General features: G+C 59.1%; 11 protein-coding genes and 1 tRNA gene. 9 read left to right on the top strand and 3 right to left on the bottom strand.

What is annotated here, in order from left to right; translation table 11 throughout:
* Window positions 1-124 precede the first annotated feature (124 nt).
* From ASU33_RS02845 to ASU33_RS02805, 9 genes are all read left to right on the top strand, one after another.
* On the top strand, window positions 125-1,549 hold the full coding sequence (locus ASU33_RS02845; protein WP_059067911.1) for a dicarboxylate/amino acid:cation symporter: 1,425 nt from the start codon (window positions 125-127) through the stop codon (window positions 1,547-1,549).
* A gap of 458 nt (window positions 1,550-2,007) precedes the next feature.
* Window positions 2,008-2,514, top strand: coding sequence for a hypothetical protein (locus ASU33_RS02840; RefSeq protein WP_059067908.1), 507 nt, complete (start codon window positions 2,008-2,010; stop codon window positions 2,512-2,514).
* Between the two features lie 82 nt (window positions 2,515-2,596).
* Window positions 2,597-3,307 (top strand): hypothetical protein, encoded by a 711-nt coding sequence (locus tag ASU33_RS02835; RefSeq protein WP_059067906.1) that lies wholly within the window; start codon window positions 2,597-2,599, stop codon window positions 3,305-3,307.
* 73 nt (window positions 3,308-3,380) lie between these two features.
* The gene (locus ASU33_RS02830; protein WP_059067904.1) at window positions 3,381-4,295 is read left to right on the top strand and encodes a hypothetical protein; all 915 of its coding nucleotides are present in this window, start codon (window positions 3,381-3,383) and stop codon (window positions 4,293-4,295) included.
* A gap of 158 nt (window positions 4,296-4,453) precedes the next feature.
* Entirely contained in the window at window positions 4,454-5,824 is a 1,371-nt protein-coding gene (locus ASU33_RS02825; protein WP_059067902.1) for a M16 family metallopeptidase, read from the top strand.
* A gap of 151 nt (window positions 5,825-5,975) precedes the next feature.
* Window positions 5,976-7,535 carry a M16 family metallopeptidase gene (locus ASU33_RS02820; RefSeq protein ID WP_059067900.1) on the top strand — a complete coding sequence of 520 codons (1,560 nt, stop codon included), beginning with the start codon at window positions 5,976-5,978 and terminating at the stop codon, window positions 7,533-7,535.
* 225 nt (window positions 7,536-7,760) lie between these two features.
* Entirely contained in the window at window positions 7,761-8,696 is a 936-nt protein-coding gene (locus ASU33_RS02815; protein ID WP_059067898.1) for a T9SS type A sorting domain-containing protein, read from the top strand.
* Between the two features lie 124 nt (window positions 8,697-8,820).
* A complete protein-coding gene (locus tag ASU33_RS02810; RefSeq protein WP_149867004.1) occupies window positions 8,821-9,393 on the top strand; it encodes a hypothetical protein in 573 nt (190 codons plus the stop codon).
* A 96-nt stretch (window positions 9,394-9,489) separates the two neighbouring features.
* Window positions 9,490-11,823 (top strand): GAF domain-containing protein, encoded by a 2,334-nt coding sequence (locus ASU33_RS02805; RefSeq protein WP_059067894.1) that lies wholly within the window; start codon window positions 9,490-9,492, stop codon window positions 11,821-11,823.
* A 51-nt stretch (window positions 11,824-11,874) separates the two neighbouring features.
* On the opposite strand, the gene ASU33_RS02800 is transcribed toward ASU33_RS02805, so the two are convergent.
* The 3 genes from ASU33_RS02800 to ASU33_RS02790 all read right to left on the bottom strand — a co-directional run bounded on the left by ASU33_RS02800 (window position 11,875) and on the right by ASU33_RS02790 (window position 13,599).
* A complete protein-coding gene (locus tag ASU33_RS02800) occupies window positions 11,875-12,552 on the bottom strand; it encodes a phosphatase PAP2 family protein (protein WP_059067892.1) in 678 nt (225 codons plus the stop codon).
* Window positions 12,553-12,659: 107 nt separating this feature from the next.
* Window positions 12,660-12,741: transfer RNA gene (locus ASU33_RS02795), tRNA-Leu, on the bottom strand.
* Window positions 12,742-12,882: 141 nt separating this feature from the next.
* On the bottom strand, window positions 12,883-13,599 hold the full coding sequence (locus tag ASU33_RS02790) for a phosphatase PAP2 family protein (protein WP_059067890.1): 717 nt from the start codon (window positions 13,597-13,599) through the stop codon (window positions 12,883-12,885).
* Between the last annotated feature and the right edge of the window lie 38 nt (window positions 13,600-13,637).

The raw sequence follows: 13,637 nt of genomic DNA, 5'->3' as shown, positions 1-13,637 counted from the left end.
ACCCTACTCGGGCGGGGGTGCAAATTAAGCCTGCTACGCACATCAGCGGACTGCCGCCCAAACGTCTATCTTTGTCCACCTTCGGTACCCCCATCCGAGCCGAAGACTGGACTTATTGCTGTTTATGAAGCTTACGCGCGTTGCTGTGCCGGCGGTAGCCTTGCTGCTGCTGGCTGCCCTCCTCACCGCCTTGTCTCATTACGGCGTGGTTGCCCTGCCACCCGCCGTACCCATGGCCGCCCGCTGGGTAGCCCTGCTGGCCATCATCGTTTGGGCTTCGGCCCGTCGCTCCCTCACCTTTTGGATTGTGGTGAGCATGCTGGTTGGCGCCGAAATAGGTGCCGACAGACCAGATGTGGCTCAAAGCCTCAAGGTTCTGTCCGATGTATTCCTGCGCCTGGTTAAAACCATCATTGCTCCGTTGGTATTTGCCACGCTGGTGGTAGGTATTGCCGGCCACTCCGACCTCAAGAAGGTTGGCCGCATGGGCCTCAAAGCCCTGATCTACTTCGAGGTAGTCACCACCTTCGCGCTGTTCATCGGCCTGGCGGCCATCAACCTTTCGCGCGCTGGCGTGGGTATTAGCCAGGCTGGCAACGCCGAAACCGAGACCCTACAGACCGTGAAGCAAACCACGGCCGACATTATTCTGCACATCTTCCCAGAGAACATTGCCAAATCGGTAGCCGAAGGGCAAGTGCTGCAAGTGGTGGTGTTTGCCATCATCTTCGCCATTGGCTTGGCTATGGTGAAGGAGCAGCACCGCAAACCCATACTGGAGTGGTCGGAGAGCCTGTCGGAGGTGATGTTTAAGTTCACCAACGTAGTAATGTTCTTCGCTCCCCTAGGTGTGGGCGGTGCCATTGCTTACACGGTGGGCAAAATGGGCTTCGCGCCGCTGCTCAACGCGCTGCAACTCCTCCTGACGCTCTACGTCGCGCTTATTGCTTTCGTGGTGCTGATTCTGCTGCCGATGGCCCTGATTGCACGCATTCCGATCAAGCGCTTCGTGCAGGCAATTGCCGAGCCGGTAAGCATTGCTTTTGCTACCACCTCATCGGAGGCCGCGCTGCCCCGCGCCATGGAGGCCATGGAAAGCATCGGCGTACCGCGCCGCGTCGTGGCTTTCGTTATGCCCACGGGTTACTCCTTCAACCTCGATGGCACCACGCTATACCTCTCGTTGGCCGCAGTATTTGTGGCCCAGGCCGCAGGCATCGAGCTAACCCTAGGCCAGCAATTGGTAATGGTGTTCACGCTGATGCTCACCTCTAAAGGTGTAGCCGGTGTGCCGCGCGCTTCGCTGGTAATCCTGCTGGCTACGGTGGCTTCGTTTAACCTGCCCTCGTGGCCGGTGTTCATCATCCTCGGCATCGACGCCCTGATGGATATGGCCCGCACCGCCGTAAACGTGATGGGCAACTGCTTGGCTACGGCCGTAATTGCCCGCTGGGAAGGCGAGTTTGTGGATAACTACCAAGGTGAGCCGGTCGACGACTTATTCGAAGAAGAAACGAGCACGCCGGTAGCTGCCTCGCACAATCACTAAGCCAGCCCTAGGTGCTACGCGTTAGGTAGTAGCCACACGGCAAATAAGACAACAGCCCGGGTTCCGCAACGTGCGGGGCCCGGGCTGTTGCTTTTGCATGATTAGCAGCTTGATAAGCTCAACTAGTACGTGGTTGAGGCACTTTCAAGGCTTTCTTGTCATGCTATGGCCTACTGTGCTGCCTAGGTGCAATAAACATTACAGCTGTACCTATCATCAGACTATAAACGTCAACATACACTACTCAAAAGCACCGCACTGTTGCCGCTGGGTGTGGAGCGGCAGTACTGTGTCCGATTTTTACAATACAACCTGAATTATATACCAGTTATTAACTATTCTATTTCGCTGTTGACAATATTCCGACTCTGTGCGGGCGCCGTGGGCAGCAAGCCAGATCAGCCAATACACGTTACCCGCGTTAGGCTCATCTTCTTACTCCCAAAACCCTTCCGACTATGAAAGCATCTGTACTCGCCCGGGTGGCAGCGCCGGTCTTGCTGCTAACGGTATTCGGCTTTCGGGCAGAGCCGCCAGCCGCCACCAACACCTTTAGCGTTAAGGTGAATGGCAAAGCACTTACGGGCAAGCCAGGTTTCAACACATGCATTCTGATGATGAATGCCTTAACCCTTGGCGGCGACATGGCCGACGGCAGCCACGTGATGGTGGAGATTATGCCTGCATCGTTTCCAACGCTGCCCACCACCCTGCCGATGGGCGTGCAGAGCGTGGAGAAGTTCGTTAAGGTGTTTTACTACCCCAAGGGCACCAAAGACGCCCTGAACTACTATACCTCGGTTAAGGGCGGCACCCTTACCGTTACGCGCTACGATGCGGCCACACGCACCATTGCGGGCAGTTTCAGCGGCAAATTGGTGCGCGTAAAAGGCATGGGCGAGGTACCGTCGGATAATCTCCAGCTCACCGATGGCCGCTTCGACGTGGCCTTTACGAAAAGGTAGAGTCCTAGGTGCTTAGCTCTTGAATATGCACCCTGGCTATCGGCTACAATAATTTTCGAGAAGCCCACGACAAGCCCATCCAGTGAAAACCTACGCTACAATCCTGCTGAGCACTTTAGTAGCGGCATTGGCTGCTTGCCAGTCGGCGCCTAGCCAGCAAACAGCTGCCCAGGCCGCTACGCCAGCAGCTGTGCCCGATACCGAAGTGGGCCGCCCCGTAGCCGATGCCGAAAACCTGCCCGCGCCCTCCGGCGACCCGCACGACGATGCACCTTCGGTGGATGTGCCTACTACCACCAGCCCATTGGTGCTCAACTCCGGCGCTACGTTCACGGCCACGGCCAACGGCCTAACGTGGGTGCCCGATAGCGTAGAGGCCTTTTCGGGTCCCGATTTGCTGGGCCAGCACGAGGAGCTAACACTGCGCTTTCGGGTGGGGCTCCCCGGCCAGGTAGGCTCGCGGCTGGTACTTCGCCTCCCGCTCACGCCCGAAAACGTGGCCAACATGCCGGTGCGCATTCCACTCGCCTCGGGCTTGCGTGGCGAGCTGAGCGGAAGCGTGCGCGGCACCGGCAGCAAGGCGCAACTCTGGGACAGCGGCGACCTGAAAACCGGCAACGCGACCGGTTTTGAGGCGCGCTCGTTTGGCCAGCCGCAAGGCTCCGCCACTATTGAGGCCCTCGACCGCGCCGGTCGGGTTGTGGATGGGCAGGTAGATGCCACCTTCCCGGCCGATGGCTCGCCGGCGGTGTCGGTGCACCTGCGGGGTACTTTTAGGCAAGTGCGCTATTAGCTTAGCCTCGCACGGCACGGGTCGCCATTATCTAATTATCAGATCGTATCCCAAGCACTACTTGCCCGGCGTCATGCAAAAAATCGTTGCCCTAGGTGCGTTGGCTGCCTTACTGCTGTTGCCGGGCTCGGCACCTAGGTCGGCGCGGCAAACGGAGCCGGCTAAGCTGATGGTGGTGCCCTCGGCCTTTCCGCTGGAGTTCGATAAGGTAATTACCCAAGCCGGCGGCAGCTACGATGTGGTGCTGCTGGCCGTGCGCAGCCGCATGCCGTTTTCGACCAAAGATGGCGGCCCGCCCGCACAGCGCGAGGTGTACTACGCCGAGGCCGTGTGCCGGAACAACAGCACTGCCAACCTGAAAATCCTGTTTCATGGGGTGCCGTTGCGCACCGAGCCCCACCCCCGCTACGGCGCGGGCCAGTATTGGCGCACCCAAACCACCGCGTGGGCCCAAGCCGCTGCCACTAGCTCCCCCGATGGCCCCTTGTGGTCGACGGAAGGCAACAATGCCGTAGCCAAATACCAAACCGAACCGCTGCGAACGGTATACCCCTACCCGCACCCGTACGAGTTTCAGGCGCCCGAAGTCGATCAGTCGCTCTACAACGACGAGCGGCAGCAGGTGTATCAGTACTCGCTAAAGCAAGATGTGCCCATGCTGGCCAGGCCCAAGCCGCTTGCCACGGGCTTACTGCGCACCGCTACCCCAAATGAGGGCGTGTTTTTTCTGGTGGCGCCAAAAGCAAAACAAACCCTGACACTGCCGGCGCAAATAGCACGCACCGACGATTCCTTCCGCCAAACGGCACCCGCCGGGGCGGTAATCTATGCCGGCAGCGGCTCGCCGGTAGCGCGCGAGGTATTCGGTGTGTTTCGAGCTTATAGCTGGCGCAGCGAGCAAGTGCGGCACCACTTGCCGGGCAAGCCGCCCCAACGCTGGCTATTCATTACTGCCGATGAGGTAGCCGATCAAATAACAGCACCCTAAGCCGCCGCGCCCGGCACTAGCCCCAAGGCGCAGCTGCCTCACTCCACCAGGTGCGGCTACACCTAGGGCTGCAACGTTTTTGCTCCACCTGTTTCTTTGGAGCGCCGCCCCGGCAACGAGGCGGCGCGTTTTTGCCTTTTACATTCCCGTTTTTTAGCATGAAACATACGTTTTGGGCGCTCGGCTTGGCTGCGGCGCTTCTGGCGGCCAACGCACCCGCGGCGCAGGCGCAGCAGGCAGCGGCTGCCACCACGGCGGCCTTCCCCTACCCCATCGATCAGCAACAGCTGCCCAATGGCCTGAAGGTGGTTACCGTACCTTACGACTCGCCGGGGCTGGCCTCGTTCTTCCTGGTAGTGCGCGCCGGCTCGCGCGACGAAGTTGAGGCTGGCAAAACGGGCTTTGCGCACTTCTTCGAGCACGTAATGTTCCGGGGCACCGAGAAGTACACCAAAGAGCAGTACGACCAGGTGCTGAAAAGCCTAGGTGCCGCGGCCAACGCCAATACCTCGCTCGACCGCACCATTTACCACATGACCGGCAACGCCCGCATGCTGGAAAAGATGTTCGAAGTTGAGGCCGACCGCTTCCAGAACCTGAAGTACTCCGAGCACGACTTCAAAACCGAAGCCGGGGCCGTAAAGGGCGAATACACCAAGAACTCGGCCTCGCTCTACACCCAGCTCAACGAGAAGGTAGCCGACGCCGCTTTCGATAAGCACACCTACGAGCACACCACCATGGGTTTCTTCAAAGACGTGGTGGACATGCCCAACCAGTACGAGTACTCCAAGGTGTTTTTCGATCGGTTTTACCGCCCCGAGTACACCACCTTGCTGGTGGTGGGCGATGTAAAGGCCGCCGAAGTGAACCAGCTGGCCCAAAAGTATTTCGCCAACTGGAAGCGCGGCTCCTACGTGCCCAACATGGCCCAGGAGCCCGAGCAGACGAGCACGCGCTACGTGCACATCCAAAACCCCAATTTCCCGCCCTTCCTGAGCCTGAGCTACAAAGGCCCTGCTTTCTCGGCCGAAAGCAAGGAGCTGCCCGCCTTGGATGTGCTGATGACCATGCTGTTTGCCGAGAACTCCGAGCTGTACCAACAGCTGGTGGTAAAGGAGCAGAAAGTGCGCTTTGTGGGCGGTTCGCCCAACTTCACTCGCGACCCGCAGCTCATCAGCGTGCGCACCTCGGTGGTGAAGGCCGACGACATTCCGTACGTGAAGCAGCGCATTACGCAGGCTTTGGAGGAAATGAAAACCAAGCCCGTAGATGCCAAAAAGCTAGCCGACACCAAATCGGCGCTGAAATACGGCAACCTGATGAGCCTCGACTCGCCCGATAACATTGCCAATGCCATGTCGCAGTTTATCTGGCTGACGGGCGATGCGCAAGCCATAAACCGCTTTAGCGCGCTGTACGACCAGGTTACCGCGGCCGACATTCAGGCCGTGGCCAAGAAGTATTTCGTGCCCGAGCACCTCACCGTGGGCACTATCGGCCCCAACGCCTCGGGCGGCGTGCAATAATGTAGCGCGGACTCTGTAGTCCGCAGCCCACAAATAGAAATTACCAACTGTGCGCACCTAGGTTGCCCAGCGGCATTCGTCCGGCGGACGCGGACTACAGAGCCCGCGCTACACTAGGCAACGGCGCGTACCACCTCCCTCGACTTCCTACATGAAAAAGATATTGATCCGGGCCGCCTTCCTGCTGTTGGCGGCGGCTCCGTTGGCTCAGCCCGCTGCCGTGGCCGCCGACGTGGTAGAACTGCGCCAGCCCAACTCGGCCAAAGTGGTCGTGATGCTGCGCTTCAACAACGGCTCGGCCTCCGACCCCAAAGGCAAAGAAGGCTTGGCTTACCTCACGGCTCAACTGCTCACCGAAGGCGGCACCAAGGAGCTGACCTCCACGCATATCAAAGACCTGCTGTACCCGATGGCGGCCCGCTACGGCGCCTTCACCGATAAGGAGGTAACCACCTTCACCTTCGAGGTGCACCGCGACCACCTCGATAAGTTTTACCCGGTGCTGAAGGGCCTGATGCAGACGCCCACATTCACCGAGGCCGATTTCAACCGCCTGAAGTCGAACCAGCTGAACTACGTGGAGCAGGTAATCCGGGCCTCTTCCGACGAAGACTACAGCAAGTTTGCGCTGGAGGATCAGTTGTTCCGCGGCACGCGCTACCAGCACATGACGCGCGGCAACTCGGCGGGCGTAAAAAGCATCACGCTCGATGACGTAAAGCAGTTTTACGCCAAAGCCTACGGCAAAAACAACCTCACCATCGGCCTGGCCGGCAACTACCCCGAGGCGTTTGCCAAGCAGTTGCAGAAGGACATGGAAACGTTGCCCACGGCTAGCCTCAAGCCCGCAGTGCCCAAGGTGAGCAAGCCCAAAGGCGTGCAGGTTGAAATCGTGACCAAGCCCGACGCCCTAGGTTCGGCGGTGTACGCCGGCTTCCCCATCGAGACTACCCGCGCCAAAGACGACTTTGCCGCCCTGATGGTAGCCAACTCCTACCTAGGGGAGCACCGCAAAAGCTACGGCAAGCTCTACGACAAGATCCGCACCACGCGCTCGATGAACTACGGCGACTACAGTTACATCGAGTGGTACGAGGCCGGCGGCAACAACATGCTGCCCGTACCGGGCACTGCCCGCCGCACCAACTACGCCAGCATCTGGATTCGGCCGGTGCAAATTGCCGAGGGCCTGCGCAAGCAGTACCCCACCGAGCTCGGCGACCTGAAAGTGGGCCACGCGCCCTTCGCCTTCCGGCTGGCCATGCGCGAAATGGATGGGCTGGTGAAGAACGGCATGAGCAAGGAAGATTTTGAGCTAACGCGCACCTTCCTGCGCTCCTACACCAAGCTCTACGGCATGACGCCGGCCAAGCAGCTCGGCTTCCTGCTCGACTCCAAATTTTACGGCCGCAAAAACTGGCTGCAGGAGCTCGACGGCCAACTGGCCAAGCTCACGCTCGACGACGTAAACAAGGCCATCCGGAAGCACTGGCAAACGCAGAACATGTACGTTACCATCGTAACCGACGACAGCGAAGCCCAGCCCCTGGCCGAGGTGCTCAAGAACAACACGCCCTCGCCCATGAGCTACGCCAAGGTAGTGCGCGAAGGCTTGCCCAAAGAGGTAGTAGCCGAAGACGAGCAAGTGGCCAATTACAAGCTGAATGTGACCACCGTGAAGATTGTGGACACGAAAGACACCTTTAAGTAAGCCACTACTGCCGCCTATTTGAAAGCGGGTCCGCCGAGCCTAGGCTCGGCGGACCCGCAGCTTTTGTGGCACCTATCCCGAAGCCCGTGGCCACTGCAAACACCTAGGGTACTGCCGACCAACCCGGCTGGCAAAGGAAATTTTTGGTTGAGCTTTAAACTTCGGGCCTGCGCCAACATCTATAAGAGCAGAAAACAGGCAACAACCCCTCCTACTCACATAAGCATGAAAACCAATTCTTGGCTGAAGGCGCTGGCTCTTTCGTTCGCATTATTGCCCGCTACTGCCGCTGTTAGCACGGCTTGGGCACAGGCCCCCGGCACTCAGCAAAACACTCAAGGCTTTGGCAAACACGGCCACCGCGGCGGCCAGCGCAAAGGCAACCCCGAAGTGCGCGCCTACCTGCGCGAAAACGTAATGCCCGTGGTGCGTCAGCAGCGCCAAAAGCTGGATGCACAAATGAGCGGCGCCGATAAAACCCAGCTCGAAACCTACCGCGGCCAGCTGAAAAGCCTAGGTGAGCGGCAAGTGGCGTTGCGCAAGAGCTTCCGCCCCGAGGGCACGCCTAAAGGCCAGCGCGTGCCGCTGACCGATGCGCAAAAGCAGCAATTGCAGCAGCTGCGCACCGAGCGCAAGGCCGTGATGGAAAACGTAGCTCGCCTGGCGCAGAAGTACGACGCGCAAATCAACCGCTTGGCCGAAGAAGTGAAGCCGCAGCGCGAGAAATGGGCCGCCGACCTGAAAGCTCTGTCGCAGAAAAACCTCACGCCCGAGCAGCAGCAAAAGCGTGCGCAGTGGCAGCAGAAGCGGGGTACCGGCCCCGGCACCCGCCAAAATTTCTTTGGTCCGTCGCGCTTCTTGCTGATGAACCCCAACGCCCAAGTCAAAGCCGAGCGCAACACTGGCAACGGCCGCGCCGCCCTGTACCCCAACCCGGCCAGCAGCTCGCAACGCCTCGAATACGAGGTAAAGAAAGATGGCAACGTGAAGGTGGAGTTGCTCGATGAGCGCGGCAAAACCCTGCGCACCCTTTTTGATGGCAAGCAGGACAAAGGCACCCACTCGCTTGATGTAAACCTCGCCGACCTAGGCCGCGGTACCTACCTCTACAAAATCAGCACCAAGGGCAACACCGAAACCCGACGGTTCGTGAAGGAGTAAACACCGCAACGCACTTCCCATATTCTGGCCCAGGCCGCCCCACCCAGGGGCGGCCTGTTGCTTTCTGGCAATGTTCCGCAGGCCCTAGGTACTAGCCGTAGCTTGGGTGCGTTACCTTCGCACTATGCTTCGTCGTTTGCTTTTGCTGTTTGTGCTGCCGCTGCTGAGTGCGGCCCTTTTTGCCGGCTGCTGCGGTTCGGTAGCCTGCGACTGCCAAAACTACCGCACCGATGCGCTCATCTTCCGGTTTAGCGCCGACTCGACCGGCGGCACCGGTTTCAGAGCCGCCGAGCTGACCAACGTTGTGTTGGTGCGCTACAACAGCATCCGCCCCGGTGACTCGCTTAATCTGCAGAAAACCGATACCGTACGCTTAACGCGTACGCGCGCCACGGCTTTCACGCCCGTTGTCATCGACAACACCGAGCCCTTCACGCAACGCTTCGGGCGTAAGCTAGGTACGTCGGAGCCGCGCAACTCGCACCGCTACGCCATTTTGCTTACGGGGGCCGCGCGCAACTCGCCGGTGCGCAAGCGCTACTTCATTGGCGGCATCACCCTCACCGGCAAGGTTGAGGCCGATGGCTGCTGCACCTGCTACGAGAACACCCAGAAGTCTTTTTACCTCAACAATACCTTTGTGGAGGCAACAAGTGGCCCCGGCAACCCGCCCATCGAAACAACCCTGACTCGCTAGGAGGGCGGGGCTACGTCCAGGGCCTCGTCAACTGCGTATAGTACTTAGTACTACCGCAAACCGCCCCGGTTTGCCACCCGGCAGTTGCCCTCCCCTATGCCTCAGTCTTCCGACGTAACTACGGCCCCCGCGCCGATATTCTTTTTTCAGACTACCCTAAGCCTCGAACCCATAATTGCGTGGTGGCAGGCCCGCACCGAAGATGCCAACCCCGGCATTGCGCTGCTGGCCCGCGGCATTGTGCGCGAGGTAGAGCGGGTGCCCGAGCTGCGCGGCACCATTACCAACCCAAGCGTGCTCGATACGCACCAAACGCTGGTGCAGGCCCTCATGGTGGCCGTGTTTCCGCCTGCTTCGTTCGATATCGAAATCAGCGGAGCAATTCCGCCTTTCCAGCGCTACAGCTTTTACCACACCCCTAGGTTTGCGGAGGTGCTACTCGCCCCCGATAAGCGCGTAAAGCAGCCGCTCAACATCGATACGGCCACCATGGAGCGCCACATGGTGCACATGGTGTACGCCCAAATTCTGGAAAAGCTCTACGGTTTCGATCTGCCCGACATCAACGGCGCCGTCATCTTCACGGTACCCGATTACCACATTGGCCTCTACCGCCACTACAGCGTGTCGTTCAACTCGGCTTTCCTCGATATCCGGGTGGTGGGCCAGCGGCCCGAACTGTCGGTGGAGCAGATGGAGCAGCTACGACGCAACCCCTTCAACATCGACTTGTGGCGCGAGTTGCTACCGCCCGAGAACTTCGCCCTGGAAGGTTTCAACGTGCTGCACCTCAGCGACGTTACAAATCAGGAAATCCTGTCGGAGCTGAAGTACGACTTGCTGGAGCGCGACGTGCTGCAAGCCTCCGACCGCCTTGAGCAAATCCAAGAAAAGCTGCGGGTACTGTTTGGGCGGCCGTTTTTGCAGCTCGGCATTGCCGCCTACGACGAGAAAAAGAAAGCTTTTGTCGACTTCGGCCGCAAAATCAACCACAGCTTCCTGATGAAGCAGCTGCAGCGGCAGGATGCCAACTCCGGCTTTCGGCGCATCTATGCCCAGGTAACGCAGCAGCGGCGGCCTCTGGTGCTGGAGGATGTGCAAACCGCCGATATTCCGGAGGATTTGCGCGAGCAGCTCCTGAGCATCGGCATTCGCTCGGCCATTTTGGCGCTCCTGCCCTACGGCGACGATGCCGTAGGCTTGCTGGAGCTAGGCTCGCCCAAAGCCGGCGACCTGGATGAGTTTGCCCTCGACAACGTGAATGCCTTTTTGCCGCTGTTTGCGGTGGCTGTAAAGCGCAACGCCGAGGAAATCCAGACGCGGGTGCAGTCCATCATCAAGGAGAAGTTTACCGCTATACACCCGAGCCTGGAGTGGCGCTTTACGGATGCGGCCATCAACTTGCTCGAAAAGCTCGACGAAGGCAACAAAAACGCCGAAATGGAGCCCATCGTGTTCCACGATGTGTACCCGCTCTACGGCTCTTCCGATGTGCGCGGCTCCAGCACAGCCCGCAACGAGGCCATTCAAGGCGACCTAGTGGAGCACCTCACGCTGGCCAACCGCGTGCTCAAAAAGGCCACGGAGTACCAGGCGCTGCCCATCCTCGATGAGCTGAAATTTTACGTCACCAAAAACCTGCGTCGCCTGCGCCAGGGCATCCTTTCGGGCGACGAAGTAAACATTCTGGAATCGGTGAAAACCGAGGTGGAGCCGCTGTTCGAGTACCTGGCCCAGCACACCCCCGAGCTGCGGCCCGTCATCAGCGACTATTGGTCGAATATCGACCCTGAATTAGGCATTTTGTACAAGCGCCGCAAAGCCTTCGAGCAGAGCATTACGCAGCTGAACGATGCCGTAAGCGACTACCTAGACGAGGAGAATCGCCGGGCGCAGCAGATGTTTCCGCACTACTTCCAGCGCTTCAAAACCGATGGCGTGGAGTACAATATCTACATCGGCGCCTCCTTGGTGCACGACAAAACCTTCGACCTGATTTTCCTTAAAAACCTGCGCTTGTGGCAGTTGCTGGTGAGCTGCGAGATTACGCGCCTCACGCACCGCCTGAAGCCCACCCTCCCCGTTCCGCTCGACACCACCCAGCTTATCCTTATCCACAGCCAAGCGCTAAGCATCCGCTTCCGCACCGATGAGCGCCAGTTCGACGTGGATGGTGCTTACAACATCCGTTACGAAATCATTAAAAAACGCATCGATAAGGCTACGGTGGCGGGTACGGGCGAGCGGCTAACGCAGCCGGGCTACATAGCACTGGTGTACGCCCAAGCCCGCGAAGCCGCTGAATACCAGGAATACATCGATTACCTGCAAGACCGCAGCATGCTCGAGCCCGAGGTAGAGGAATTTGAGTTGGAAGAGTTGCAAGGCGTAAAAGGCCTAATGGCCCTGCGCGTGAAGGTGAAGCTCTAGGTGATTTGTGGCCTGGCCAATCATTAGCAGGGCAACTGTCGTCGCCTTTGCTTACGTCTGGTCTATCTGCCCCATGCGGCGCAGGCGCTGCCGCACGGCCGTACGCACTAGCACCACCCACACTACGGCGGCGGCAAAACCGGCCAGTACATCGGTGGCGTAGTGCACATGCAAGTACACCCGCGTAAGACCAATTACCAACGCCCACAAAAGCAGCAAGGCGGCCCATACGGGGTGGCGGCGGTAGCGCCACAGCTGCCAGGCCAGCATTCCGTACATGGCCAAGCCAATCATGGCGTGGCCGCTCGGAAAGCTCAGGCCGGGCTGGTAGATAAGAGCCGTGAGCGGCCGCACGCGCCCGAATGTGGTTTTGAGCAGCTGATTGAGCAAGGCGGCGCCGGCAATAGCGGCAAATAGCTCTACGGCTTCGCGGCGGTGCTTGCGCCACCACAACCAAGCGGGCAGCAGCAAGGCTACCACCACAAACCAAAGCGCCGAGCCGAAAAACGTGATGCGCAGCACCCAAGGCGTAAGCCCGGGCAGTCCGGCCCGCAACTCATCGAAGACATTGAAAGCGGCTTGGTCGAACTGCTCGGGGCCGGCCACAAACACGAGCCGTGTAAGCAGCACAAACGCGAAAAAGCTGCCGATGAAAGCGCCGCCCACCACGAGCAACTCGGCCGTGAGCTGGCCGGTAAGGCGTAGCAGAAATTGCGTGAGGCGGTTCATGACACAAGCGGATGCACAATCCTAGCGTTTTGTGGCTGCCTAGGTACCATCAACCCCAAAGGACTAAAAACAAGAAAGCCGGCCCTTTCGGAACCGGCTTTCTGTTGTGCGGTCGGAGAGACTCGAACTCTCACACCTTTCGGAACTGCCGCCTGAAGACAGCGCGTCTACCAATTTCGCCACAACCGCAGCTTTCAAAAACTAGCCGCTGTTGGTAAGGCAGCGGCGAATTGTGATACAAAAGTAGAGCAAGCTTGCTGTTGTTGTCAAGCACCAGCTTAAACTTTTTTACCCCAATGTTACCTAGGGGCTGATTGTCAGGCACAAATTTTACTCGTTGAGGGCGCTATCGGCGGGCATGGCGGTGCGTACGCGCCGCTTAATTACCTGCTCAAGCCGGTTGAGCAGCGGTATGGCGAGCAGCAGCCACAGCCCACCGGCGGCAAAACCAGCCAGCACATCGGAGGCGTAGTGCACGCGCAGGTATACCCTGGTAAGGCCAATGAGCAGGATAAGCACCGTGAGCAGCAGCACCAGCAACCAACGCAACGAGCGGTTCTGGACGTGGCGCCAGGTAAGGTAAATCAGCAACCCGTAAAACGAAGCCGAAATCATGGCGTGGCCGCTCGGGAAGCTCAGGCCCGATGCCGACGTAAGCGGTAGCATGGGCCGGGGCCGGTTGTAAAACTCCTTCAGTAGCAAGTTGAGGGTGATACTACCTAGGGCTACTACAGGCACCTTGAGCGAGTACCAGCGGTGTTGCCGAATAAGCAGAAAGTAGCCGATTATGGCTAGCGCGGCTACAATGATGAAGTTGCGCGACGCCAGAAACGTGAAGAAATTAACCCAACGGCGGTTGTTTTCGCCCAAAAAGCTGTGCGACCACGCAAACGCGCCCTCGTCGAAATCGAGCTGCCCATCGCCCAGCACCTGCCGGCCCAGCAACAGGAACAGCACCACCCCTACCGTGCCGATAATCAGGATGAGGGCAAACTCGGTCACAAACAGCGCAGCACCGGCCAGCAGCCGTCGGAGAAAGCCAGTCATGCAGAATGAGTGTTGGTGGATGCTGCAAAAACGCAAAC

This window comes from Solirubrum puertoriconensis (assembly GCF_001483135.1).
GTDB classification, from domain to species: domain Bacteria; phylum Bacteroidota; class Bacteroidia; order Cytophagales; family Hymenobacteraceae; genus Solirubrum; species Solirubrum puertoriconensis.
The sequence above is the reverse complement of the archived record's forward strand: the minus strand, read 5'-3'. Positions and strand labels throughout refer to the sequence as shown.